General features: G+C 61.3%; 24 protein-coding genes and 1 pseudogene. 13 read left to right on the top strand and 12 right to left on the bottom strand.

The genetic code is table 11. The features are described 5' to 3' along the window. The first annotated feature begins 2 nt into the window (after positions 1-2). On the top strand, positions 3-245 hold the full coding sequence (locus IEX25_RS14725; protein ID WP_188715891.1) for a hypothetical protein: 243 nt from the start codon (positions 3-5) through the stop codon (positions 243-245). Between the two features lie 22 nt (positions 246-267). On the opposite strand, the gene IEX25_RS14720 is transcribed toward IEX25_RS14725, so the two are convergent. Further along, a complete protein-coding gene (locus IEX25_RS14720) occupies positions 268-1,311 on the bottom strand; it encodes a peptidoglycan-binding domain-containing protein (protein WP_188715889.1) in 1,044 nt (347 codons plus the stop codon). Positions 1,312-1,493: 182 nt separating this feature from the next. On the opposite strand from IEX25_RS14720, the gene IEX25_RS14715 reads away from it, so the two are divergent. From IEX25_RS14715 to IEX25_RS20345, 3 genes are all read left to right on the top strand, one after another. Beyond that, positions 1,494-1,679, top strand: coding sequence for a hypothetical protein (locus tag IEX25_RS14715; protein WP_188715887.1), 186 nt, complete (start codon positions 1,494-1,496; stop codon positions 1,677-1,679). 209 nt (positions 1,680-1,888) lie between these two features. After that, on the top strand, positions 1,889-2,194 hold the full coding sequence (sciP, locus tag IEX25_RS14710) for a CtrA inhibitor SciP (RefSeq protein WP_188715885.1): 306 nt from the start codon (positions 1,889-1,891) through the stop codon (positions 2,192-2,194). A 223-nt stretch (positions 2,195-2,417) separates the two neighbouring features. Continuing rightward, on the top strand, positions 2,418-2,543 hold the full coding sequence (locus IEX25_RS20345) for a hypothetical protein (protein WP_268236158.1): 126 nt from the start codon (positions 2,418-2,420) through the stop codon (positions 2,541-2,543). Positions 2,544-2,719: 176 nt separating this feature from the next. Here the strand turns inward: IEX25_RS20345 and IEX25_RS14705 are convergent, their stop codons facing one another. Then, the gene (locus IEX25_RS14705) at positions 2,720-5,008 is read right to left on the bottom strand and encodes an arginine/lysine/ornithine decarboxylase (RefSeq protein WP_188715959.1); all 2,289 of its coding nucleotides are present in this window, start codon (positions 5,006-5,008) and stop codon (positions 2,720-2,722) included. Here IEX25_RS14705 and IEX25_RS14700 point away from each other — a divergent pair. Beyond that, positions 4,938-5,525, top strand: coding sequence for a hypothetical protein (locus tag IEX25_RS14700; RefSeq protein ID WP_188715963.1), 588 nt, complete (start codon positions 4,938-4,940; stop codon positions 5,523-5,525). The genes IEX25_RS14705 and IEX25_RS14700 overlap by 71 nt on opposite strands. A 517-nt stretch (positions 5,526-6,042) precedes the next feature. Here the strand turns inward: IEX25_RS14700 and IEX25_RS20340 are convergent. From IEX25_RS20340 to IEX25_RS14675, 5 genes are all read right to left on the bottom strand, one after another. Continuing rightward, the gene (locus IEX25_RS20340; protein WP_188715883.1) at positions 6,043-6,780 is read right to left on the bottom strand and encodes a calcium-binding protein; all 738 of its coding nucleotides are present in this window, start codon (positions 6,778-6,780) and stop codon (positions 6,043-6,045) included. A gap of 117 nt (positions 6,781-6,897) precedes the next feature. After that, complete coding sequence (locus tag IEX25_RS14690) at positions 6,898-8,058, bottom strand: glycerate kinase family protein (protein WP_188715882.1); 1,161 nt, start codon at positions 8,056-8,058, stop codon at positions 6,898-6,900. Positions 8,059-8,153: 95 nt separating this feature from the next. Next, positions 8,154-9,839, bottom strand: a complete 1,686-nt coding sequence (locus IEX25_RS14685; protein ID WP_188715879.1) for an SLC13 family permease — start codon at positions 9,837-9,839, stop codon at positions 8,154-8,156. Between the two features lie 48 nt (positions 9,840-9,887). Next, positions 9,888-10,589, bottom strand: a complete 702-nt coding sequence (locus IEX25_RS14680; protein WP_188715877.1) for an RT0821/Lpp0805 family surface protein — start codon at positions 10,587-10,589, stop codon at positions 9,888-9,890. 47 nt (positions 10,590-10,636) lie between these two features. Beyond that, positions 10,637-11,128 carry an RNA polymerase sigma factor gene (locus IEX25_RS14675; RefSeq protein ID WP_188715875.1) on the bottom strand — a complete coding sequence of 164 codons (492 nt, stop codon included), beginning with the start codon at positions 11,126-11,128 and terminating at the stop codon, positions 10,637-10,639. A gap of 90 nt (positions 11,129-11,218) precedes the next feature. Here IEX25_RS14675 and IEX25_RS14670 point away from each other — a divergent pair, with 90 nt between their 5' ends. Continuing rightward, complete coding sequence (locus IEX25_RS14670) at positions 11,219-12,493, top strand: S8 family serine peptidase (protein WP_188715873.1); 1,275 nt, start codon at positions 11,219-11,221, stop codon at positions 12,491-12,493. A 161-nt stretch (positions 12,494-12,654) separates the two neighbouring features. Here IEX25_RS14670 and IEX25_RS14665 read toward each other — a convergent pair whose 3' ends face one another. After that, positions 12,655-13,164 (bottom strand): hypothetical protein, encoded by a 510-nt coding sequence (locus tag IEX25_RS14665; protein ID WP_188715872.1) that lies wholly within the window; start codon positions 13,162-13,164, stop codon positions 12,655-12,657. A gap of 161 nt (positions 13,165-13,325) precedes the next feature. Between IEX25_RS14665 and IEX25_RS14660 the strand changes: the two genes are divergently transcribed. Then, a complete protein-coding gene (locus IEX25_RS14660) occupies positions 13,326-13,793 on the top strand; it encodes a cupin domain-containing protein (RefSeq protein ID WP_188715870.1) in 468 nt (155 codons plus the stop codon). Between the two features lie 361 nt (positions 13,794-14,154). On the opposite strand, the gene IEX25_RS14655 is transcribed toward IEX25_RS14660, so the two are convergent. Further along, positions 14,155-15,927 carry a bifunctional helix-turn-helix transcriptional regulator/alpha/beta hydrolase gene (locus IEX25_RS14655; protein WP_188715867.1) on the bottom strand — a complete coding sequence of 591 codons (1,773 nt, stop codon included), beginning with the start codon at positions 15,925-15,927 and terminating at the stop codon, positions 14,155-14,157. A gap of 55 nt (positions 15,928-15,982) precedes the next feature. Next, complete coding sequence (locus IEX25_RS20130; RefSeq protein WP_229665272.1) at positions 15,983-16,138, bottom strand: hypothetical protein; 156 nt, start codon at positions 16,136-16,138, stop codon at positions 15,983-15,985. Positions 16,139-16,564: 426 nt separating this feature from the next. Here IEX25_RS20130 and IEX25_RS14650 point away from each other — a divergent pair. Then, a pseudogene (locus IEX25_RS14650) lies at positions 16,565-17,408 on the top strand (transposase); the annotation flags it as partial. 156 nt (positions 17,409-17,564) lie between these two features. Here the strand turns inward: IEX25_RS14650 and IEX25_RS20335 are convergent. Continuing rightward, complete coding sequence (locus IEX25_RS20335) at positions 17,565-17,690, bottom strand: hypothetical protein (protein WP_268236156.1); 126 nt, start codon at positions 17,688-17,690, stop codon at positions 17,565-17,567. Positions 17,691-18,802: 1,112 nt separating this feature from the next. Here IEX25_RS20335 and IEX25_RS14645 point away from each other — a divergent pair. The 3 genes from IEX25_RS14645 to IEX25_RS14635 all read left to right on the top strand — a co-directional run bounded on the left by IEX25_RS14645 (position 18,803) and on the right by IEX25_RS14635 (position 22,223). Further along, on the top strand, positions 18,803-19,243 hold the full coding sequence (locus tag IEX25_RS14645) for a serine hydrolase family protein (RefSeq protein ID WP_188715866.1): 441 nt from the start codon (positions 18,803-18,805) through the stop codon (positions 19,241-19,243). A gap of 104 nt (positions 19,244-19,347) precedes the next feature. Next, positions 19,348-20,853, top strand: a complete 1,506-nt coding sequence (locus IEX25_RS14640) for an MJ1477/TM1410 family putative glycoside hydrolase (RefSeq protein WP_188715864.1) — start codon at positions 19,348-19,350, stop codon at positions 20,851-20,853. Between the two features lie 278 nt (positions 20,854-21,131). Next, positions 21,132-22,223: a collagen-binding domain-containing protein gene (locus IEX25_RS14635; RefSeq protein ID WP_188715863.1), complete on the top strand. Its 1,092-nt coding sequence runs from the start codon at positions 21,132-21,134 to the stop codon at positions 22,221-22,223. A 304-nt stretch (positions 22,224-22,527) separates the two neighbouring features. On the opposite strand, the gene IEX25_RS20330 is transcribed toward IEX25_RS14635, so the two are convergent. Further along, positions 22,528-22,659, bottom strand: coding sequence for a hypothetical protein (locus IEX25_RS20330; protein ID WP_268236155.1), 132 nt, complete (start codon positions 22,657-22,659; stop codon positions 22,528-22,530). 648 nt (positions 22,660-23,307) lie between these two features. Between IEX25_RS20330 and IEX25_RS14630 the strand changes: the two genes are divergently transcribed. Further along, on the top strand, positions 23,308-24,651 hold the full coding sequence (locus IEX25_RS14630; RefSeq protein WP_188715861.1) for an esterase-like activity of phytase family protein: 1,344 nt from the start codon (positions 23,308-23,310) through the stop codon (positions 24,649-24,651). 669 nt (positions 24,652-25,320) lie between these two features. Beyond that, a complete protein-coding gene (locus IEX25_RS14625; protein ID WP_158248037.1) occupies positions 25,321-25,473 on the top strand; it encodes a hypothetical protein in 153 nt (50 codons plus the stop codon). Positions 25,474-25,511 lie beyond the last annotated feature (38 nt).

Below are 25,511 nucleotides of genomic sequence, written 5' to 3'. Positions count from 1 at the left end.
TGATGGCCGAGGTTGCCTTGCTGGGTGATACATCCTTGCGGGCAATGGCAGCTTCAGGTGGCGCGGCCGATATCGATCCACCGGAGACCCATGGATCTGCCCTCAACGACAGCCAGCCTCAACGCATGTTTCACTCTGCTTACTTTCTTGCCGTTACTCTCAGCCTAGACGCTATTTTGGCGGTTCGCTTGGCATCGAGAACATTGCCTGTGGCGTCTCGACTGAACCATCCGGCACAGCTGTGACGGCTCAGCGTGCAAACCTCAGCTAGCGGCGAACCTGCTCCCGCAGCCTTCTAACCTGTTCCGCCGTGAGATACCCGCTCTCGTCCAGGCCATTGTCACCCTGCCAGCGGCTGATGGCGTTCCGCGTCGATGCCCCGAAAACACCATCGGCCTGACCCTTCAGGTAGCCCAGTCCGATAAGCCGTTGCTGGATCTGGGTCCGCTCGCTCCGCGTCAATCCCAACAAATCCTCATCTATGGCTGCTGCTCGGCCTCCTAGCGCCTCTGAACCGCGAGCTTCAGCGTCAGAGCGAAGGGCGCCTACTTGCGCCGCCGTCACATATCCCGTTGCGCGCTGACCCGTATTGCGCTGCCAGGCTCTAATTGCCTCACGGGTACCTGCACCAAACAAGCCGTCCGCCCCATTGGTATCATAGCCCAAGGCAATCAGATCGCGCTGTATCTGCACCCGCTGAGGCCGGGTCAGGCCAAGGTTGAGTTCTGCTTGTGCGGCCGAAGTGACGGGATTGTCCACAACAGGGGGCGCGGGAGCCGGCGTCGACCCAGCACGGCCAAGCAGCAGTCGCAGCTGTTCGGCGTTCAGGTAGCCAGTGCTTGGGAGTTTTCTGGACTCCTGCCATGCCGCTATAGATCGCCTTGTCCCGGCGCCGAAAACACCATCGATGCTGGTTTTGTAGAAGCCAAGTGCATCAAGCCGCCGCTGAATGGCCACACGATCGGCCTGCGTCAGAGCAAGTGCGGCCTCAGCCTGAGCAGCGCGGTTCGTCGCGGCGGCGGCGGCCTCCAGCTTGGCCAGTTGTTCCCGTGCGCTTTTTGCGTTCGGTCCTTGGGGATAGGCGTCCAGGTATTGCCGATAGGCAGCCGCCGACCCGTTCTCAACCACCCCGGCCCAGAGGGCCTGCTCATGTGCGGCTTGCTGTTGTTCCAGGACAGTTCTTGCAATGGTGCCGATAACCTCTCCTAGGTTCTGATCGGCGTGAACCGAAGGAGCCGCTATCGAAACCATGCTCGCGGTCACCAAAGGAAAACAGAAGCCTCGCACAATCTCGCCCTCCCGCTGAAGCATGACGGAGGCACACCGCAATGCCAACTGCCAGCTTATGGAGATAAATCTCGCAGTTGATGTTCGGTTCCGGGGAGAGCTTGACAGCAATGGCAAGCTAGCCTGCAGTTAGGGTATTCAGCTTTGGCCTCACTTCCTGCGCCGGTTGTCATGAGATGCTTTGAACGGCGGCAATGGAGTGAGACTTGCTGAGGCAACTGCATCTTCCGCTGCAGATGAGTGAATCTCTGAAAGGCTCCTCCGTGCCGGTTCCGAGGCCTACAACCCTGCTGAGCAAGGATCGCCCGATGGTCAACTTCCTGGCTACCGCTGCCGTCATGTTCCTCGCCGCTATCATCATGTTCGGACTGGCTGTCGCGGCCATGCCCTGATGGTTCTGGCTTTGCCGGGCGGGCGCTCCGCTCGGAAGCAAGACAATCTGGATCAAGTGCGCCTGGAAAGCCAACCGGGCGCTTAACCTATGCGGAAGGTCAGGTTTCTGAACCAGCGAGAATATACTAACATAGGGGATGAACGACCAACCCTTTGATCCTTAGGTTGTTTGCACTGAGTATTTCAAAATCCACAGTAAAGGATTGCCATGCTTGTCAAGAAGCCACCGGCCTCCCGAACTGCCAAACCTGCTGGGCAACTTCTGAGCCTTGCCGACCTTCCGGATGCGGACACACGGTGGGTGGCCAGTCGGAAGCAGACTGTTGTTTTAGCCGTGAACCAGGGGTTGATCACCCGCGATGAGGCACTCAGCCGGTATGGTCTGTCTGGTGAAGAGTTTGATGCTTGGCGCCACGCTCACATGGTCTATGGAAAGGCAGCATTGAAGGTTACCTCGATAAGTAAGTACAGACAGCCCATCGTTGATAAGTCACTTGGTGGACACACGGATTGAAAGCGGCATTGGTGTGGAAATCGCCTGCAAGACGTGTGAAGTCAGAGTAAATTGGAAAATCTGAACAGTCGGGAGAGGGGGATTTTCAGCCTCACTGCGACCGCAGCTCAGACATGATAAGTGGCTTGGGATCTCGGCTTACAAGTCGAGATGCTGCCCGGCGAAAGCGATAATGAGGGGCTAGCGCCAGACGGCTTTTCCATCAAGCCTGGTCTGTTTGTGGATGCCTTGGTCCACCGGCGAAGGATTGAACATCTTCCTGCTGAAAGGGAGCGGGGGCGCCCTGATCGTGCTGAGTGGCCCCTTGCGGCCGCTTCATGTCAAGCTGATGTCGCTCGACCAGATCTAACTTTCCTTCCGACGGTCGCCACCCGATCGGCGCCTGTCATCACCAGAAGATCACCCTGATCAACGACAGCTTGACCATCTGCGGCGGCATCGACCTACGGATCGCTGCTCGAACGACAGAGAGCGACTATCATCAATTCATTGTTCAGTGTGCCGGACCATAGCTGCTTGCCAGGTTCATGAGGCAACACAATCTGCATAATAACAGACCGTGCCTTCCGAACTGGTTTCCATAACCAGACCATGGATGTCGGTTTCGAAGCCGGGGCATTCGCGCGCGAATTCACGGTTGAAGCGCAAGTAGTCCACGATCTTGGCATTGAACGTCTCGCCGGGGATCAAGAGCGGGATCCCGGGCGGATAGGGGGTCACGAGGCTGGTCGTGATCCGTCCTTGCAGGTCGTCGATTGCCACTCTCTGTGTCTTGCGCCGCGCGATGTGCGAGAACGCCTCGGACGGCGTCATGGCCGGATGATGGTCCGACAGATAGATTTCCGTCGACAAACGCGCCACATCGTATTTCGCATAGAGCGCGTGAACGTGCTGGCTGAGATCGCGCAGACCCATGCCGTCGTAGCGCGGATGCTTGGCGCAGAATTCCGGCATCACGCGCCACAAGGGCTGGTTGCGGTCGTAATCATCCTTGAACTGCTGAAGGGCCGCGACCAGCGTGTTCCAACGCCCCTTCGTGATGCCGATGGTGAACAGGATAAAGAAGCTGTAGAGACCTGTCTTCTCGACCACGACGCCATGCTCGGCTAGGTATTTCGATACGATCGAGGCCGGAATGCCGGTGGTATCGAAGCGCCCTTCGATGTCCAGGCCGGGGGTAATGATGGTCGCCTTGATCGGGTCCAGCATGTTGAAGCCCGGCGCCATGTCGCCAAATCCGTGCCAGCTGTCTTCACCGTCGCGCTGCACGCCTTCGCTGTCGGTGCGACGCAGCACCCAATCTTTGGTACGGCCAATGCCTTCTTCCTCGAGCGCTTCCGGTCCCCAGACCTCGAACCACCAGTCGTCCTCGCCAAGTTCGGTATCGACCTTGCGCATGGCCCGGCGGAAATCCAGGGCTTCCAGGATCGACTCCTCGACAAGCGCGGTGCCGCCCGGCGGTTCCATCATTGCGGCGGCCACGTCGCAGCTCGCGATGATCGAATACTGCGGACTGGTCGACGTGTGCATCAGGTAGGATTCATTGAAGAGGTGCCGATCCAGTTTCGTTTCTTCAGAATCCTGAACCAGGACGTGGCTGGCCTGGCTTATCCCTGCCAGGAGCTTGTGGATCGATTGAGTGGCATAGGTCACGGCGTGCCTGGTGCGGTCGCGCTTGCGACCCATGGCGTGATAGGTGCCGTAGAAAGGATGGAATGCCGCATGCGGGATCCAAGCTTCATCGAAATGCAGGTTCTCGACATAGCCATCAAGCATCCGCTTGATCTCCTCGGTATTGTAGAGGACGCCATCGTAGGTCGATTGCGTGAGCGTCATCATGCGAGGCCTGACGGCATCGGCATCGACACCCTCAAGCAAGGGGTTCGCACGGATCTTGGCGCGGATGGAGTCGGGTTCGAATTCGGCATGAGCGATGGGGCCGATGATGCCCCAATGGTTGCGGGTAGGCCGCAGAAAGACAGGGATCGCCCCGGTCATGATGATCGCGTGCAAGATGGACTTGTGGCAGTTGCGGTCCACCACGACAACATCGCCGGGTGCGACCGTATGATGCCAGACCATCTTGTTCGAAGTCGAGGTGCCGTTGGTCACGAAGAAGCAGTGGTCCGCATTGAAGATCCGCGCGGCATTGCGTTCGGACGCGCCAATGGCGCCGTTGTGGTCCAGAAGCTGGCCCAGTTCCTCAACCGCGTTGCAGACGTCGGCCCGCAGCATGTTCTCACCGTAGAACTGGTGATACATTTGTCCGATGGGAGATTTCAGGAAGGCCACACCGCCTGAATGGCCCGGACAGTGCCACGAATAGGAACCGTCCTCGGCATAATCCAAAAGCGCCTTGAAGAAGGGCGGCTGAATGCCTTCCAAATAGCTCTTGGCTTCGCGAATGATGTGCTTGGCCACGAATTCCGGCGTATCTTCGAACATGTGGATGAAGCCGTGCAACTCGCGCAGGATGTCATTGGGCAGATGCCGGCTGGTTTTTGTTTCGCCATGCAGGAAGATCGGCACGTCAGCGTTCTTCCACCGCACTTCCTCGATAAACGACCGCAGGTTCACCACGGCTGGGTCAAGGTCGGGGCCGGGGCTGAATTCCTCATCGTCGATTGACAATACGAAGGCGCTTGCACGGCTTTGCTGCTGGGCAAATTTTGACAGGTCGCCATAGCTGGTCGCACCCAACACCTCGAAACCCTCAGCCTCGATGGCCTCGGCCAAGCCGCGAATGCCTAGCCCCGACGTGTTTTCGGACCGAAAGTCTTCATCGATGATGACTACGGGGAAACGGAATTTCATAGGGCTTCCTTTTCGGACATCATCTCGATTGCCTGTTCTTTCCAGTGACGACCTGGTCGTCAAGGACATGCGCATAGCTGAACACCTCATCGATAACCTTTGTTGGCAGCGCACTATCCATATCGAATGCCTCAAAGGCGCATCTTCCCGCTCCGCTTCACCTGTGCCCAGCTTTGATGAACATCTCGCGGCAGCAGAAGGTGACGCTGCGGCGCTACTCGGTTGGATCGTCGCTGGCGGAACCACGGCCGGTGTTGCGGTCGAACGTAGGCTGGCGTGCGGTGCCAGATGGCTTGATGGGTTGGTCGCCCTTTGTCAGCGAAGGACGGGTGGTCTGATCCTTCTCCAGATCCTCTTCCATGCTTTTGTCTTTATCGGACATCTTCAGCTCCTTTCCCATTTCGAGAAGCAACTGTCGCAGCAAAGCATCGTTCCTCCCGGCGGAAGCGAAGGTTCGGCCTTGGTAGGCAACCATGACCAATTGAGGTGGGACGAATTTATAGCGGCGATGTCGTGAAATTCCCCCATACCTCCCGCCGCTGCGATATCCTTGCGCTGCAGGGCACGGATGGGGACGGCCTCTTCTGCTGTTTCGCTGCCGACTAGACAGCGTCGCTCAAGAAGAAGGGCGGGAAAGCTGAGAAAGAGCGGCTGTTGCCGCTTGAAGGGTAGCCCGATCACAGCTTGGGGCAGAGACACGGCAGCTGCATGCCACCGTGAACATGGCCCTGCTGGCCACGAGCGCCCATCCCGTGAGCAAGTCACACCCCACGGAGCCTGCAAGAAGGCTACAGGATCGTATTCCATAATACCCGACTGACCCTAAGCTGGTGTAGGCGCAAAGTAGGATCCGTGCTGGTCAGGTGGGGCTTTCAGACCATCCTCCGCCATCACTCAAGAGCGCGTTGGTTAGAAGATCTGTGCTTGGCTGAAAGACGACCCCGGCCCATCGGCGGAAAGCGCGGTTCTGCAGATCCATGACAGGGCTGCGGTAGGAGAAAAACCGGGCCTTGAACCTGGCCCGGTTGTATTTCTCACCAGAGGAAATCATCACTGTCCAACTGGTTCAGGCGGATATCCTCGATCACCAACCGATGGTCGCCTGCCTTGATGATGACATCGGAGCCACTCTGGCTGGCCGCGGCGCGGATGCTGGCGAAGTTGGTGAACCGGGCGAAGGCCGACAGGTCTATGGTGTCATCGCCATTCTCGAAATCGGTGATCCGATCCAGGCCGCCGTTGAAGACAAAGCGGTCCGCACCCTCGCCGCCCGTCAGCCGATCGTTGCCGGACCCGCCGTTCAGGATGTCGTCACCCTCGCCGCCGATCAGGGTGTCTGCGCCTGCCTGGCCCAGCATGACGTCGTTGCCTTCCCCGCCACGCAGGATGTCATTGCCTGCCCCGGCCGTCATGCGATCATTGCCTTCGCCGCCGTTCAGCGTGTCGTGACCGTCCAAGGTCACGACGACATCATTGCCCTCGCCCAGACTAACAATGTTGTTGCCTGCGCCCGCGTGGACGATGTCGTTGCCTTCGCCTGCGTCAATGCGGTCGTGGCCAGCCCCGGCCCAGATGGCATCGTTGCCCGATCCACCCCAAAGAACGTTGTTGCCGAACCCGCCCCACAGCGAGTCGTTGCCTTCGCCGCCATGGATGGTGTCATTGCCGCCATTGCCATACAGCCGGTCATCACCCGAGCCGCCATAAACGAGATCGGCCAGCTTCGTCCCGTTGTAGCGGTTGTCCCCGTCGTTTCCACGATAGATTGCCATGTCGGTTTCTCCTGCAAGGGCGTGGATAATTGATTGCCGCGCTGCGCCGCCCAAATGCAGCAGCGGCCAACCGCCATGCTGTGCATGGCTGGAAGTCCTGAAGTCAGGTAACCGGGATCAGCGCAGGGCCAGCCGCTGGCCGACCTGCAGCATCCTCATCGTGTCTTCGGCCGCGCGGCGCAGCAGCTTGTCGCCCATCCTGATCGCCTCCTCCAAGGTACAGGGTCGCTTGACGATGGAGGCGAAGGCCGCGATGCCGTGCTGGAATGTCTCGCTTGCGCCTTGGCCAATGGTGCCTGCAAGCGCAATTGTCGGAATGCCCCGCGCGGCGGCAATGCGCCCGACCTCACAGGGAACCTTGCCATAGGGGCTTTGCCCGTCCAGCGATCCTTCGGCCGTGATGACCAGATCGGCGCAGTCCAGCAGCCGCTCGAAGTCCAGGTATTCGCGCATGATGTCAAAGCGCGGATGCAGACTGGCACCTGCAAAGGCTACAAGTCCCGCCCCCAATCCGCCCGATGCGCCCGCGCCGGGCAGCGATCCCACGTTTTTGCCGGTGGCGACCCAGATCTGCTTGGCCCAAGTTTCCATTGCGCGGTCCAGCAACTGGACTTGATCGGGGGTGGCACCCTTCTGCGGGCCAAACACGCGGGCGACACCCTTCGGACCCAACAGCATGTTGTGCCAGTTCACGGCCGCGTCAATCCTGACATGCGCCAGCCGGGGATCCAGGCCCGCAAGGTCGATCTGAGACAATCTCTCCAGCGCGCCGCCGCCTTCAGGCAGTTCGCGGCCCGCCTTGTCAAAAAGTCGCGCGCCCAAGGCGCAAGCCATGCCCGCGCCGCCGTCATTGATGCCGCTGTCGCCGCAACCGATCAGGATGCGCTCAGCGCCCTCATCAAGGGCCCGGAGGATCAGCTCGCCGACGCCCCGACTGGTTGTCAGGGTCGGATCCCGGCGGTCGCGCGGAACCAGTGAAAGACCGGCGGCTGCGGCCATCTCGATCACTGCAGTGCGAGGGCCAGCACCACCCAACTCACCCCAAAAGCCAGGAACCGGATCACCCACCGGACCGGTCACGGTGGCATGATGCAGCCGCCCGCCCGTTGCCTCAACCAGGGCCTTGGTGGTGCCTTCGCCGCCATCGACCATGGGTGCCGACAGGATACAGGCGTCCGGCATCGCGCGTCTCACACCTTCGGCAATGGCGCAGGTCACGTCGTTGACCGAAAGCGACTCCTTGAAACCCGAAGGGGCGATCAGGATGGTGAGGGTCATTGGTCTTGTCCTTTTCCCGTTCTGTGAAGTGTTTACGGGACAGCGTCCTGACTATTCCCGACGGATGTATGTTTTTTGCCGCAGCATCCTGTCGGTCAGCGGAACATGACACGCAGGCCCAGATGCCGTGCCAACCGGTTCAGTTCGGTTTCCGCGCGGCGCAGATTTGGACCAGTGCGGTGGGAGGGCGTCTGCCGGGCAGGCGATTGCACTGTGATCCGGGGCTTTTGCTCGGGTCGGGCGCTCTTCGCCAGGGTCAAGGTGGCGTGCTTCAGGGCGGCTGGGGGTTGCGGCAGGGTTGGGGGCAGGGTGGGCAGGACAAGCGGGGTCGGGACCTCCGCAGGGGCTTCCCCGCGTATCGCTGTCAGTTGTGCCGGCCAAAGCGACAGCGCAAAGCCGACCAGCAAGGCCATCACCACCGGCATCAGCGGCACTGCCAGCCGAAGCAGATCACGCTGTCCGAAAGTCTCGATGCTCGCGTTGGCAAAGATCGCGACCGGCTTGGCGGAGGCGGTCAGGGTCTGGCAAAAGCCCGTGCCCATCACCGCAACAAGGATCAGAAGGGCCGCATCATGGCCCAGTCCAGCCATTGGCAGCGCCACCGCCGGGATCAGAACCGCCGCCCGGGCCGAACGGGAGGCGATCACCAGATGCGCCAGAACAGCGACCAAAGACAACAGCACGACCACCGCCTGCAGATTGCCAGCCATGTATTCGGGCAGCATCGACAATGCGTGATCCGCCAGCCACCGGTCCGCCCCACTTTGGGTCATCGCCTGCGCCAGCAGCACGGTCGCTGTCATATAGAGCAGCAGTTCGACATCCACGGCGCGGAACAGATCCTTGGGCTTGTGCGAAGTGAAGGGCGGGGTCAGCAGCACCAGGGCGCCGATCAGCGCGACCGTTGCCATGCCGATGCCATGCCAGCTTGCCGACAGCCAAAGCCCTACCAAGACAGCCAGCGCCATGCAGATGCGCCGCTGCCGTGCCGCCAATTCCGGCACCACAGGTACCCTAGGGGTGGCCGTGATCCGGCAGGTCCGCAATTCGTGCGGCGCGAAGAAAGCAAGGATCAGACCTGTTCCGGCAAGGCTGGCGATCAGGGCGAATGGCAGTCCCAAAAGCGCCCAGTCCAGATAGCCGATCTCAAGCCCCGTGGTCTTGCGGATGCTTTCGGCAGCCAACAGATGCGCGCCCGCGCCAATCAGGGATCCGCCCGCCGACAGCAGGATCACGGTCGGAAAAATCAGCGCCAAAGGCTTGATCAGGCGCGTGTCGGGCATTGCCGCCGCCAGCGTCAGAAAAACCGGCATCAACAACGCTGCCCGTCCCGAGGTTGAGGGCAAGATGAAAGCCGTTGCCGCCACCGCAAGCGTCAGGCCAAAGGCCAGCACGTCAAAACGCAGCGGGCGCTGCAACAAGGGCGCGATCAACCGTTCCGTCAGGTCCGCTTCCTTCAGCACGGCGGCAATCACAAAAGCTGCCAGCAGCAACCAGATCAGCTCACTGCCCAGGGCAGAGAACAGGGTTTCTTCGGACAGGGTGCCAGACAGGACAAGCCCCAGCACAACAGCCAGCGCCACCACGGACTCTGGCAGGCGGGTGCCGACCCAACCCAGGATCGCCACTGCGACCGCGATCAGCGCCAGCCGCGCATCACGGTCCAGGTCGCCCGGCAGCAGAAGCCCCGCCCAAATCGCCGCCCCCGCAAGTGTCGCGGTGACGACATGGCGATAAGAAAAAATCCCCGCCGGCAGGGTGGATCTTGTTGCAATAGTCACGGCATCGTCTCCTGCTTGTTTTGCAGGATTACGGGCCGAGGAGCAGCTTTATTCCGTCGACAGCGCGGTGGCCTCGTCTTCAAGGGTCAGCGGCTCGCCCGCGCCGGTTTGCGCCAACCAGTCATCCAGGGCCGCGATATCGCCAGATGCGGGGACATAGCCTTCGGTGGCTGTCAGGTCGCTGGCGAACTGCTGCTGCCAGGCACCGTCTTGGCGGCACGCCACGCCGACCGTCAGGGCAGTTCCTTGCACAGTCTCGTACTCGCGGCAGAAATCGCCCGCCGCCGTGCGATAGGACGCGATAACCGTCAGTTCGCGGCCGTCACCAAGCGTCACCGCCTCGCCCGAGGGCAGACGGTCAAGCGCCGCAAACTCGACCTGCGGCAAACCTACAGGGCCGCTGCCCATCTGCCACCAGCCGATGCCGATCACGGCTGCAGCCAGCGCGGCGGCCAGTGCGACAAGCGGGGCCCGGTTCGTGTTGGCTGGGGCACGAGCGGATGTGGCCACGACAGAAGCCGCCTGAGGTGCCAGGCTGGCCGCGCGGATGCGGCCAATCAGTGCGTCATCGGACAGCGCCGCCTGTGTTTCCGCTGTCAGGGCCCGCAGCCTGGCGCGGGTTTCGGTGAACCGGCGCAGCCGGGCCTGGGCCTCGGGATCGTCGGCGATGGCGGCGGAGACACGCGCGGCCGCGGCCTGGTCCAGTTCGCCGTCGGCAAGCGCCATCAGGGTTTCGTCGTCGATCTGCACGGCCGGCTCCTATCGCGCGGGGTTTCCCATGTCATACGCATGGGGCATCATCTTATTCCCAACTTGTCGGCGAGAGCCAGCCGGGCGCGTGACAGGCGGCTCATCACCGTGCCCTTGGGAATGCCCAGAACCTGAGCCGCCTCGGCATAGCTCAGCTCCTCGACGCAGATCAGATGCAGGATCTCGGCCTGTTCAGCGGGCAGCTCCCTCATCGCCTCCTGCGTGGCGCGCAGCATCAGCCGTGCTTCGACGGCCCGGCTGCCGTCGTCGGCAAGAGCTTCGGGAATATCGAACACATCCACCTCGATCCCCTGAGTGCGCTGGCGGCGGGTGACATCGATGAAGGCATTACGGGTAATGCGGAACAGCCACGGCTCCAGCCGAGAGGAGGGATCATAGCTGTCAGACGCCCGGATCGCCCGTTCCACCGTCGTCTGGACCAGATCGTCTGCCAGATCGGCGCGCCTGGCCAGCGACATGGCATAGCGGCGAAGATTGGGCAGAAGCCGAATCAGGGCCTCGCCGAAAGCTGCGTCCATGCCATCCTCTTGGATCTTCCGTCCGTCCGGGGAATATTTGCGGGCCTGCGACGTAGTTGTCCAGAAACGAAGTCATCGAAAGGTTTGACGATGCCCCGCTTGGTCCTGTTTCTTGCCATGATTGCAGTGGCGCTTGCGACCAATCCTCACCTGAACGGCAACGGCTGGTCCCTTGTTGCAGCAGCCCATGCTGACGATGACGAGAGCGACGACGATGATGACAGCGACGACGGTGACGATGATGACGACGACGATCGGATCGTCCGCCGCGCCCCTGCCGCGCCCACGCCCCTGCCTGCCCGCGCCGAGAACGAGGTGCTGGCCCGGGGCGTGGCCCAGAACGTCCTGAGCACGCTGGAGGCGGAGGGCTTCCGCATCCTGCAGCAGCGGGCCCTTGCGGATGGCAACAGCCTGGTGCGGCTGCTGAAGCCCGCATCGCTGACCATGGACCAGGCCCGCGACCGGGTCCGTGCCTTGGCAAACGGGGCCGAGGCTGATTTCAACCATTTCTATCGCAGCGAACAGGCCGGACGCGGCCCGCGTTGCGAGGGGTCCGACTGCCTCGCCCGCGACATGATCGGCTGGCCCGTAAGCCTGTCCGGCTGCAAGGCCATGCCGCGCATCGGCATGGTTGATACGGGGCTGAATGCCGACCACGTTGCGCTTTCCGATGCCCGCGTCCGTGTCCACCGCATCGAAACCGAGGCCTCACCATCAGATCTGCTGCATGGTACGGCAGTGGCGTCGCTGCTGGTGGGAAATCGGGACAGCCGCAGCCCTGGCTTGGTGCCGGAGGCGGAGCTGATCGCAGTGGATGCCTTCCAGAAGGTCGGCGCCGATCAACGCGCCGATGCTTTTGCCCTGATTGAGGCGCTGGACTACCTTGCGACCCAAGAGGTGCGCATCGTCAACCTGTCGCTGGCCGGGCCGCCCAACGAGGCGCTTGCCCGGCAAATTGCGCGGATGGCGCATGATGGTATCTTGCTGATCGCGGCGGCAGGGAATTATGGCCCCCAAGCCGCACCAGCCTTTCCGGCGGCCTATGACGCAGTGCTGGCCGTTACGGCTGTTGACCGGCGGGGCCAAGTCTATCGCCGCGCCAATCGGGGTCAGTATATCGACCTGGCCGCGCCGGGGGTGAATGTCTGGACCGCTGCCTCGATCAGGGGGGCACGAACCAAGACCGGGACCTCCTATGCCGCACCGTTCGTGACGGCGGCGGCGGCACTGTTGTGGAGCCGCGATCCCTCGTTGTCTTCAGCCCAGTTGCGCAACTTGCTACGCGGCAATGCTCGCGATCTGGGACCTGAGGGCCAGGACGCGATATTCGGAGCTGGCCTGATCACCCCACCGCCCGGCTGCTGATAAGTCGAATGCTGGCAAAGTGCATGGCGATGCCTCCTGTAGGGAGACAAAGCGCAGTTTCCGAGTAAAATACGCCACCAAAGAGCGTTCTTGCTCTGAGCTGCAGCTTTTCCTCCCTGCCTGTTCCATAAAACCCGTCCTTGACTGAACCAGAACCTCGTCTAAGGCAGCATCCGGTCGCAGATCGCCTCGGCGGTCTCTGCCACAAGCGCGCGGGCTTCTTCCCTGGACAGGCCTGCGATGTCGAACAGCGCGATCATGGCTTCGGCCCCGGTGGCCATGCCAAGGGCGGCAGCGATGGCGCGGGCCTGCTCGGGGCCGATCTCTGGCTCGCTTTCCAAGGCACGCATGAAGGCCTGGATGCGGCGGGCACCGCGGCGCGGGGTTCTGCCATCCTGCACTTGCGCACTCGCCTGCAGGTTCAGGCCGAGATAGGTGCGGAAGGCCGCCTCGTTCGTCACGGCCAGGTCGAAGAAGTAAAGGCTGATGGCAACCAGCCGATCACGCAGGCTGACGGCATCTCCTATGATCTCCTCGTAAGGTGCCGCCTTCAGATGCAGGCCTGCCTCGGCCGCCAGAAGGGCCGGATCCGAGAAATAGCGATAGGCAGAGGCCTTCGAGATGCCCGCCTCTCGCGCGGCTGCCGTGACCGTCAGTGTCTCACCGCGCATCAGGAGGGTCCGCGCACCCTCCAACAAGGCTGCTCGTGTTCTGTTCTTCTGATCTTCCCGCTGCGTCACGGCCACCTCATGAGACAAATGTCTTGCTAGAATCACCTCCTGGTTATAAGACGCCGGTCTCATGAATGACAACCAACAGGAGGAAATAGAACATGACCGCATCGCGCACTTACGATGCAATGGGCATTCTGTTCAGGTTTCATGCTTTTCCGGCCGAGACGATGGACAAGTTCTGCCTGGTCGAGGCCGTGGTGCCGCCAGGGCTGGGGGCGCCGCCAAATCATCATGCGGGCGAGACTGAAGCCTTTTACGTGCTTGAGGGCGAGATCGCGTTCACGCTTTCTGGTGAAACGCAGCGCGTGCAGGCAGGTGCCTTTGTCTCGGTTCCTGACGGAGCGGTGCATTCGTTTCAGGCTGTCGGCCTCGAGCCTGCGCGTCTCCTGATCATCAATGCGCCAGGGCACATGCACGAAGCATTCTTTACCCGGACCGGTAGCCCGGTTGCTGACACCACCGCCGCTCCAAAGCCCTTGGCCGGGCCGCCGGACGTGGCGCGCATCCTGGCTGTCGCGGCCGATGTCGGCATGGTCATCGTCCCGCCTGGGGATACGGTGCAGTGAGCGGGCCTACGGGGAAAGGAGGGCAGGGGGTCCGGGCAAGGAGGACTGACCTAAATGCCTCGTCTGCCGCGACTGCCAGATCGTATGTCATCGTAAAACATCCGCGGCACAACAAGCGCGACAAGTTGGAGTGCAGGCATTGCAAGCCAACAGCATAAGGCACAAACGAAAGAGGGCGCCGCAAGGGCGCCCAAATCGTGAAACCTCAACCGCAAAAACGACAAGGCACCACCGATCACAAGGCGTGAACCAAAACTGGCAGCTCTGGCGAGCATGCCCTACTCGTTACCCGGGTTAACCTTGTGCAGACCCACTTATAATGTGGATCATGTCCGGTCATACGCCACTTGGTGTATGGTGCTCACTTTTTCTGACGGGCCAGTGCGATGATCCTGTCGAGGACCAGTTCGCCGCGCTGATAAAGGATGAGTTCCGCCGCGTCGGAGACAGGTTCGATCGCGATCTTCGGGTTGAGCTTCTCAAGCCTCCTGCAGGCATCGAGGTCAATGCCTGGATCATCGAGAGGAGCGAGATAGAGCAGGGGGATCGCCAGATCCCGCAGCGCGGCGTCGATTGGATAGTGGGTCAGCTGCAATTCGCGAACAAATGTAACATGGCCTTGCTTGAGGGCGTGTTCGCAGGCGTTTCGGATCAGTGCGGTCCAGTCGGGATTGCGCAGGGTGACCTGATTGATCGGATTGCTGCGAAAGGCACGCTCCAGATACCAGTCGAGGCCATGCTGCCGCATCATCCGGTGCCCGGATTTCGCCATCAATTCGGCGACCCAAGGCGCGCTTCCCGCCAGTTGCAGCATGACCCTCTGGATCTTCGGAAGCCGTTGGAGGCCCGGGATGTCAAAACCCCCCGCATATCCGACTGCGATGAGACCGTGGAAACGGGCGGGATTAGCCGCAGCTTCGGCCACAAGCGGCAAGACCCCGTCCGCCTGTCCGACGCCCAAACAGGGCCGGCCGACAATCCGGTCAAGAAATTCCCGCAGCGCGACGATATTGTCTTCCATGAAATCCAGCGACGCGTCGATCGTGCTGTTTCCATAGCCGGGGCGGGACGGCAGATAGAGGCAGATGCCCGCTTCCTTCAGCCTGGCCTCGCACTCGGCCGGCAAGAGATAGGTCATCGTCATCCCGCGAGACATGACGACGGGCACCCCGTGCCGGTCGCCCATCCAGGTCCAGGCGATCTTGCGGCCCCCGCTCGTCTGGACGATGCTTTCGCGGCTCAGGGGGTCGTGCCAGATTGGCGCGCCCCCTGTCAGCCCGACCTGCTCGCGGCTTGCGACCATCGCAAGAAGACGCATCAGCTCAATGTTCGAGGGAGCCTCCATCTTGGCCATGATCGTCTTGATCTGGGTCCGGATCGTCAGCAACGAGACGCGGCGCTTCTCGGCGATCGTCTCGAGGTTTCGGAATTGAAAGAACAGCTGGGCCACGTCGCATTCCGCCTGAGTCAGTCCAAAGGCTTGTTGCAGGCGATCCCCGGCGCGCGGCGCCCACGCGATCTCCAGCGAACGAAGAGCGATATGGGCCCGGTTCTGACCCGCTGCCCGAAGGAGATAAGCTTCCGCCAGCAAGCTCTCGCCGTAATCCTTGGCAGCCGGCAAAATCGTGAGAATGGCATGCGCCGCATTGGAGTGGCCGCTGGATGCGCGCAACAGCGCGTCATAGTCGTCGCGCGAACTTGCCGCAATCAACGCCCGATCAATCTGCCCGCCTTGCCTGACCCCGAAGGCCCGCTCTCCGGCGATGTTGATAGTGGCCACGCGCCCGTTGGGCGAGATGACGGCGGCCGGGCCGGGAACCTCGGACACCGCGACCTTCAAAGGGTCGCTGGACGCCGGGACGCCAAGATTGTCGAGCATGTCGCGGAAAGTCACCAACTGGCCGAACAAGCGCCGCGATACTTTCGTCTGCGACGTTCCAACATCAGACGTCGTCAGTTTCCTTTCCCAGCCCGATATCATGTCGTCAAAGGCCGACTCGTCGAGCACCGAGCGATAGGTGCTGGCGATCAGGTCCAAATCGCTACCGTCTTCCAACTCCTCGCCGTTATCAAGCTGCGGCGACAGAAACATGTGCTGATCGGCAAGCGGCGTCTTCGGTTTCCGATCAGGCATGACGGCTCCTCATGGGGACAGGGCAGCAAACCGTAAGCATCCCTTTGTGGCTTGATCAACTGCCAGGACAAGATCGAGGGCAGGTTTCTTGCAATGGCTGATTTGCCTTCCGAAGATTGGCCAAGCATGGCTTCAGCGTGATCGACCGCGCCTTTGACTGGGTCACCTTCCGCATCCCCGCCGTCGCGTCGTCGAGGATCAGGCGGGTCATCAACGTGGTCAGCATCAGCCGCCCCTCGTCGGGCAAGCTCTGCCATTGCGGCGTAAGGTGTTTGATCCCACGGTTTGATGGTGCGATCCTTTCTTGGGAATGGAAGGACGCATTATGGGACAAGTTCGTCACGGAAGCCCGCGTTGTTCAGCAGTCTGGGGATCATCCGATAGCCATATCGCCCGTAGGTGCGAGCGAGCACGATCATGTCAGGAGCATGAATGACCGAGGGAAGTTGAGCCCCCCTTTCACGATCATGACTCGTTTCGTGACGGTAGCTGGAAGCACTTCTCGACGAACAGGCGTATGGCCAGCCGCGCTGCCTCCCAATCGCTGAGCCCGGGCGACCAACGCGACAGGTTGCCCAGGAGCATTTTCGTGATCACCCCATAAGCATAGGTGTGGCTCATCATCACCAGCGTCTAGGGTCGCGGTCCTGGCGACCGGATCGAATCCCCCTACGATGCAGAGGCCCGATTCCGCGCCAAGGGCGGCACCGCGTGGACGGGTTATATGGTCCATCTTACCGAGACCTGTGACGCCGGTACGCCGCACCTGGTGCTGCATGCCGACACCACGCCGGCCAATGTCCATGAGGCCATGCGCACAGAGCCCATCCACGCCGCGCTCGCCGCCAAGGGCCTGGTTCCGACCGAACACCTGGTCGATGCCGCTTATGTCAGCGCCGAGCATCTTGTTACAGCCCACGAACGTCACGGTATCGATCTCATCGGCCCTCCGCGCCCGGTCCAGAACTGGCAGACACAGGAGACGGGCGCCTTTCTCGTCACCGACTTCACCGTGGACTGCGACCGGCATTGCGTACGTTGCCCTGAGGGGTCGCGAGAGCAGGGGATGGAGGGAGTATCGGGACAGGACCACGGGCCGCCCTTTTATCCGCGCCAGCTTCAGCCCAACTGACTGTCAGCCCTGCCTGGCGCGGGCTCGCTGCACGCGCAGTCGAAGCCGGCGCCTGGCGCTGCACCCGCGCGACCGGCACGAGGCGATCGCAACCACTCGGGCAAGGCTGTCCACCGAGGCGGGTCAACGGCTTTATGCGCAGCGACAGGGCGTCGAAGGCACGATCTCGCAGGCGGTGCGCGCCTTTGGGTTGCGCCGCGCGCGCTACCGCGGCTTGGCGAAGACCGGCTTGCAAAGCCTGGCAACTGCCGCGGCCATTAACCTCGACCGCCTTGCTGCTTGGCTTGCCGATCGGCCCCTGGCGCCCACCTGCACCTCGCGCTTTGCCGCACTCGCCGCCTCGTGCTGACTTCGCCAACAGTGTCCTTTCCTTCTTGGCGCGCTGAAAGATCTTCGACACAAGGGCATGGATCGGACGCTCATATTGCAGAAGCCGGGAATTGGCGGTGAACTGACCCGACTGCATCTCACCAATGAAGCAGAATTCGTAGGGATGAAGGCCGGCCTAGTCGATATAGGCTTCGGCCACGGCCTGAAACTGTTCGACGGGGGAGGCGGAAGGAGGTGAGGTGACCCGTTCCGTGACCATGTGCAGAAGACGCTGCAGGGCGCTTTCGGCCATGGCCTCCATGAGATAGGCCCTGTTGGGAATGACGGTTCTCAGCTCCTGATGGGTGATCCCTAGGTGCTTGGCGATCGCCCTGAGGCGAGGCGGCTCCCCCGTTTCCAAGGCTTTGCGAGTGGCAAACCGTACGGACGCCGCTAGGGGGGTTTTCACCCGGTTTAAGACAAGCGCTCATGATACTCTCCGGTGCTGATCCTCTGGGCTGGGGAAGACAACGCGTTCAAAACGTCAAACGTGCCCCTTACGACCTGTTCTGCCATTTGTGCCGTGTGGGCCTTCGTCCCGAACCGCCCCGCCAGCAGGCCTGGAACCGAGAGATCGGCAGCGAGCGCCTCCCTGTGAAGACCGTAGCCCGAGCCTTGGAGTTTGAGTGCGGCCGGCTCGTCTTCTGTGGCTCCCTCCAGACCCTGACTGGTATGAGCCGGGACGTCCTCCACATCTTACACGACCTTGCTCCTTGTCAGCGGCACCCTCCTTGGATCTTCCAGCAGGAGAGGAAAACGCAACGTTGCACAATCCTTGCGAGAAAGCTGACCAGAAGAACAAGTTCATCCAGGATTCCAGTCCAGGCATAACATGTCTGTCGGCTGAGAGGTGCCAGTGAGTGTTTTCCGAGTTCTGCCCCTCGGCCGACCCTGAGCCCGGCTAACCCGCACCAGCGGCGGCTTGGGAGGGACGCCGCTGCTGCAATGCGCTCGTGCCTGAAGAAGCCCAAGCCGCGCCGAAAGTGCTGACCTGGACCGGAGCGGACGATCAACGAAGAAAGCCTGAACTCAAGCCTTTGCAGGTTCTGCCGAGATATGGACGTTTCCTGACAGGGAGCGGTTATCGTTCCTTTGCCGCGCGGATAATCGGGGGAACAGAGAGCAGGATCATCGACACCAGAGCACCAATTGAGAGAAGCCCCGTTGGTGTGATATCCACCTCAGCCGATGCTTCGACCCTGCCCGCCCTCAAGTGAAGCCTTGCTCGGTTTTTGCTCAGTTCGGCATCTGCCTTACCTGGTCTCGCGGCACGCTCTTGCTGCATCCAATCCTCCTAGAGGGAAAAGACCTGCTACAGGCAAATGTTCCCAAATGCCCATGGCAGCGGGAACGGCAGCAAGCGGCGTCTTCCGCATGATCCTGAACGACGGCACCATGGATGGCACGCAGATCCTCAAGCGCGAAACCGTCGACATGATGGCGCAGAACGAGATGGGTGAAAACCGGGTTTCGATGCTCACGACCTACGACCCGTCCCGATCTGCAGATGCCGAGTTCTTCCCCAGCCTGGAGAAGACCTGGGGCCTGAGCTTCATGATCAACGAGGAAGTGGCACCCACAGGACGACCCGCCGTGAGCCTTGCCTGGGCGGGGCTGCGCAACACCTTCTTCTGGATTGACCGGGAGAACGACATCGGTGGTGTCTGGGTGAGCCAGCTTCTGCCGTTCGTGGATGAAAAGACCATCCAGCATTCTACGAAGTCGAGACTGCCTACTACAACACAGCGAAGACAACCACGGCAGCGAACTGACCACCTCCAAAAGCGAAGCAAATTGGCCCTGATCAGGGTATAGCCGGGCGCGCCAGCCGCCGCCGAAAGGAATTTTCACGATCCGCTTTCTGCCGATGACGCCTTTTGCTAGATTGGTGTTGCCGGACTGTTCAGTATGGTGTGGACATGGCCAGGTTTGAGACATCCACGGGCGCCCTGACGGTCACGACTTGGGGCTATGTCCTCCAGGGTCGCGATGGAAAATCGCTGGATGCGGGGCTGCTGTCCTCGGCCACGCATGATCTTCTGGTCATCGATTCCTCTCGTGACGGCACGGATGCGGGCCGCTTTTCGGCGGGCGAGATCGCGCGGATGAAGGATGGCATGGGCGGGCGCTCTGTCGTCGCCTCCTATATTTCCATCGGCGAGGCGTCGGATTTTCGCGATTACTGGAACGCAGGCTGGACGGCGGGCGGCGCGGCGTCGGGCAGGCTGACGGGCCGGGCCCCGGACTGGCTGGGGCCGGTCAACCCGGACTGGCCGGAATCGCGCAAGGTGCGTTACTGGGATCCGGACTGGCAGAAGCTTCTGTTCAATGATGCGAGGACGGGGGAACTCGACGCAATCGTGAGAGCGGGCTTTGATGCCGCCTATCTCGACATTGTCGATGCCTATTATTTTTGGGGGTCGGAGGTTGCCGCTCGGGACCGGCAGGCGGGGGATCCGGCAAATGCCCAGCAGGCGGCACGGCGCATGGTCGATTTCATCGTCGCGCTGACAGACCATGCCCGGGAAACAAATCCGGATTTCTTTGTAATCCCGCAGAACGGGGCCTTCATCCTGAACGACTTGGGTTCCGATAGTGCCCGCAGGGCGGCCTACCTGGATGCCATTGGCGGTATTGCGGTCGAAGACCTTTATACCCCCGGCGATGCCGACGAGAACAATCCCCTGAAGCCGGACCGCGAACAGATTGCCGTTCTCCAGCGTGATTTCCTGGCCAAGGGCAAGCCGGTCTTCGTTGTCGATTATCTCAACGACCCGAAGCTGTTTGCCGAATTCTACAAGCAGGCGGCCCGAGACGGCTTCATTCCCTATGCCGCGCCGGACCGCGATCTCGACCGGCTGGCCGGCACCCCGGACGGTGCGCCTGCCTACAAGCATCCGACCGGGCAGGCCGACATCCTGCGGGGATCGCTTCTGGGTGACCGGATCGACGGGCTTGCGGGCAATGACAGTTTGTTCGGAGGCTACGGCCTCGATACCCTGTCCGGCGGCAACGGCCAAGACCGGCTTGCCGGTGATAGCGGGAATGACGTGCTCGTGGGCGGCGGCGGAAGGGACACGCTGTCGGGCGGTGCGGACGCGGACAGGTTCGTCTTCGCCTTTGCCGCCGAAACGGGACCAGGGGCGGGGACGCGGGACGTGATCACCGACTTCCAGGGGAAGCGCCCGGGCGAGCGGATCGACCTTTCGGCCATCGACGCCAGCAGCGTGACGGGCGGCAACAATGCCTTTGTCTTTCTGGGGACCGCCGGCTTCACCCCGGCCAATGACAATGGCGGGCTGCGCCATGTCCAGCGGAATGGCAGCACCATCATTCAGGGCAGCACGGACAACGATTTCGCCCCTGAATTCGAGATCGAATTGACCGGGTATCATGCCCTAACGGCCGACGACTTCATCCTGTAGTGGACGGTCCCCGACCTGCGTCATAATTGCTCTGCTCCGGGACCGCAAAGCGGATGTGCAGGCAGGCCAAGGGCGGCCATCCGGTCCCGTGGGCCGTTGCGTTCAATGCCGCACGAATGCCGCCAGCGGCGTTATGATGCCATTCCATAACACCCGTGGGTTGCGAAGCTGCATGTAGAGGCCATTTAGAATTGTCGCGACCAGCCGGAAGGTTCTGCGAGAGCAATGACCGCAGAGTTTCGGCAGGCTGGGGTGCGGGCTTCCGGCACCATCAACAGGTGATCAGCAAGGCGCCTGGAACCAGCCCTGCCTGTTTAGTCAAGTTGTCTCATTCCATGCCCGTGGGTAATGGTAAAAGTGAGTTTTTTGTTAGGTGTTTCGTGCGTTTCCCTCTTTATGTCCTAGCATCCGCTAGTTCCCTTCTTGGCGCGGTTTCGAGCGGCGAGGCTGCAACGCTGAGCGCCACCGATCTGCTCAAGCAGTTCAACCTCATCACAAAAGGAGATGTCACCGGCAGTGCCGGGTTCCACGTCGATGGCCGGGTCCTTGTCGGAGGCGACTACAAGGTCGAGCTTGGCAGCGTCGTTTATATGAATGGCAAGGGCGATGCGTCCGACTTTGACGAGTTCGTTGTCAAGGGACGAGTGGATGCTCAGGTCCATGTGAACGGCGGTGGAAACGCTGCAGTCGGACAGGGCTTGGACAAGCTGAATATGAATGGTGGTGGATCGAAGTCGGCCTATGCTGAGGGTTCGGCCCCGTCCGGCCATGTCCAGGCGCTCTCGAATTATGCAGGCGATCTAGCGTCGATGGCGGCCTCGACAACCGGCATTGTCCGGCAGGGTTCGGTTCACGACCTCACCAACACCTACAACATCTCGGGTCTCTTGAATGGTATCGGTGTTCTGTCTCTGACTGAGGCCGACATCCGTGCCGATCGCGACTTTGTCTTCAACCTTGGCAGCGACGTGGACTGGGTGGTGGTCAACGTCCGTGCAACCGAGGCTGACAAGACGTTCCGGCTGGGCTCGACCTTCAAGGCTCAGCAAGGCGGCAGTACGGCCAGCAAGGTGCTGTGGAACTTCATCGGCTTCGAGGATGTGATCTTTGACGCCCAGTTCTCTGCGGGCGCCATCCTTGCCGATGGCAGCCGCGTGACGACCACTGCAGGCAACATCGAAGGCAGCGTCTTTTCTGACCGCTTCCACGGGTTGAGCGAACTGCACTTCACAGGTCTTGGTGACGGTCCCCTGCCTGGCGATGAGGTCCAGCAGCCTGCTCCGGTGCCGCTTCCTGCGGGAATGCCGCTGCTGCTGTCAGGCTTTGGACTCTTGGGGTATTGGGCACAAAGGCGCAAGCGCCCAGTGTAACTATCCGCCGAAGACTCTCTAGGATCCCAACGAGCCTTTGGCAAAGATTTTTCCGATAGAGTATGCTGATCAGGCGCCCGCCGCCGTCGCTGGTTTCTTCGAAGCTCAATTGACGGCTAACCAAGCTTTCGGCAGTCAGGTGGATGGACTGTCCCCATTTCGGCCGGACACTTGGGCATAACCAGGGAGATCTAGGCATATGCCGGAGCACGTGCTTATGTCAGAGATCGAAATTATCACCGATGGTGGCCCGCCAGCGCCGCTGGTCCGCCGACGGGTGGGGCGCTTGCGCCCCACCCGTCGGTCATTTCATGCCTTCGGGAAGCCATGCTGCGATCTTCGCGGCCTGTTCCTCGTTGAAGGCAAGGGCGCTGCGCAGATCCCCGTCGCCCTTGAACAAGGCGTCAAGCCGCTCGGCCTTCTTGCCTGTCTTCATCTTGGCGAACGTGGTTGCGGTCGGATGGTCAGGGGCGAGGTCCAGCAAGGGGGACCCAGGCAAGGTTGTTCGTAGGGGCAAGGGGCATCACGCTGACCTGACCGGTCGAACCGGCAGGCGCGTTACAAGCCTACTGTCCGGTTGATATGGGCCATCAAGGCCGCGCCCGTCTCCTTGCATTTGGAGTAGCGATCCACAGCATGCTCGTGGACGTCACGCGTCAGACGCCTTAGCAATCGTCTGACCGTGAGAGACCAGCAAGTCGGGCGAGGCAGATGACGTAGATCAGATTGGCGGCGATTGAGGGGCCGGTTTGAGTTGTCCTGGTCTGCTTTCTCGAGCGCCCTCAATACTTCGAGAGCCATGGCAAGCTCTGCGGCAGTGCTGCGAGCCGACTTGCCGTAAGCGTCTGCAATGTAGGGGCAACAATCCACGCAGCGTGTGCCACCACGTCTGAATCGGCCGTACCGACACCCGCCGTGCGGCGCTATTACCGGCGCAAGGCCTTGCCGATGGCCGGGTCGGATGGCACGGGTGCAGGGTGGCCGTTTCAGGAGCGGCGTCATCCGCTTGCCACATCCCTGCTGCATGCTTGTCATCTTCGCGCCTTAACTGGTCGGCTTCGTGAAAAAACGAAGGACTTCGACCATGCGCCTTATCCTTGCCCTGCTGGCCTGCTCTGCCGCCACCCCCGCCCTGACCGAGGAGGTGTTTCCCGCAACTTTGGCGGGCCATGCCATCCTGCCCGCCTTTACGATGGTGACGCCGCCAAAAGACGCGCCGCACGATCTTTGGGTTTCGGGCAAGTTCACCGGCAACCAGCGGAACGAAGACCCGATGACGGTCGAGGGCGACGTGGGCAAGGCATATGGCGGGCACAAGACGGGCATATCGCTGCCTTTTATCGGCCAGCCGGTGCAGGGCATGTCGGGACTTGCCATGAACCGGGACGAGGATGGCAGCTGGTTTGCGCTGACGGACAACGGCTTTGGCAGCAAGATCAACAGCCCGGACGCGATGCTGTTCTTCCACCGGATGTGGCCCGATTTCACCAGCGGCCGAGTCGAACGGCGGGAAACCGTGTTCCTACGCGATCCCGATCACAAGGTGCCCTTCCGCATCGCCAACGAAGGGACGGACAGCCGCTATCTGACCGGGGCCGATTTCGATCCCGAAAGCATCCAGTATCTGGACGGGGAATTGTGGATCGGGGACGAATTCGGCCCCTTCATCCTGCGCGTTGCCCGCGACGGACGGGTGCTATCGGTCCACCAGACCATGCTGGATGGCGAGGCATTGGCAGGCCCCGACACCCCGGGCGTTGTCGTGCCGGACCAGCCGGGCACGGACTTCCGCGTTCAGCGTTCCGGCGGCTACGAAGGCATGGCGCTGCAATCCGGCACCGGCCTTCTGTGGGCGATGCTGGAAAAGCCGTTGCTGGGCGGGGATGGCCAGTCCGAGGGCGATTTCCTGCGCGTGATCACCTTTGACACGGCGACGCAGGACTGGACGGGCGACAGCTTCCGCTTCCGCCTGTCCGAAGGCGCAACCGCCATCGGCGATTTCAACTTCATCGACAACAACCGTGCCCTGGTGATCGAGCGGGACAATGGCGAGGGAGATGGCTCCCGCGCCTGCGCTGAGGGTGCGTCAGATCAGTCCGCCTGCTATCCACAGCCCGCGCGTGTCAAGAACGTGGTGCTGGTCGATACCGCCAGTCGTGATGCCGATGGCTTCATCCGCCGCATTGGCCATGTCAACCTGCTGGACATTGCCGATCCCGAAGGCAAAGCCCTGGAAGGGCTGAAGCCTGTTGAGGGCAACTTCAGCTTCCCTTTCTTCACCATCGAGGACGTGGCCCGTGTCGACGACACGCATATCCTGGTCGCCAATGACAACAACCTGCCCTTCTCGGGCGGACGCGAGATCGGCAAGGCGGCGGACAACGAATTCATCCTGCTGTCCGTACCTGAACTGCTGTCGGCGCGCTGAGCCTTGGTAGGGGCACCATGCCCCCGCCTTCCCGGCGGGGGTCAACCCCTACCTAGAAGCTGAAGATGCTCACCTGACCTGACTTCTATGACCGCACCCTGCTGAAGCGAGAGGATTACCCCTGCCCGTTTCTGCTTCAGCGCGCTGCGTCGGGCCGAAGGGCCGCCAGTAGCCGCTCAGCGGTTGCTGCGGAAGATGCAGGGTTCTAGCCTGTGATCAGTTGTCTGTTCGTCAAGGTGTAGACGCCCCAGTCGTCGGTCCTTGAGAACAACGCACCAAGCCGGACCGGTTCGTCCTCGCCTCTGCCCAGCAATTCAAGAAACTGACAGGAAACAGTTACATCCGCTCGCTATCAGGTGCTCATGGCTGAACTCAAGATAGAAGAACTTTCGCAAGCTCGTATTCCATAATACCCGTTAGAATCTGCTGCGGCACTTGTACGACTTGGCTGGTCAAGTCGGTTGAGGAAAGTCTAAATTCCTTGGCCATTCTTTGGAGGCGAACTCTTAAAGACCTGTTGCCCTTATGACGACATCAGGGGTGCGCCAGATCACTAGGGCATCCGTGCGCAAGCTGATCGATCGCGCGTGTTGACCGTCATAGAGAGAGGTGGTCGCAGGAATTCGGACCAGTCGTTAAGCTTTGGCGATTGACGAAGGACCGATTCGCATGACGAAACGGAAGCGTTATTCGGCCAAATTGAAAGCGACTTTGCCTCTGGAAGCCATTCGCGAGGAGTTGACCACGGCTGAGCTGGCCAAGAAGTATGACATTCACCTGCATGTCGTGTTGATAGCATCAGGCACGCTTCACGCCTTCTAAAAACCCGCCAGGCCGCAAACCTGTTTTGGACCTGCACT

The sequence above is a fragment of the Paracoccus acridae genome (assembly GCF_014642735.1).
GTDB classification, from domain to species: Bacteria; Pseudomonadota; Alphaproteobacteria; order Rhodobacterales; family Rhodobacteraceae; genus Paracoccus; species Paracoccus acridae.
Note: the sequence above shows the minus strand (reverse complement) of the source record. Positions and strands in the feature narration are given on the sequence as shown.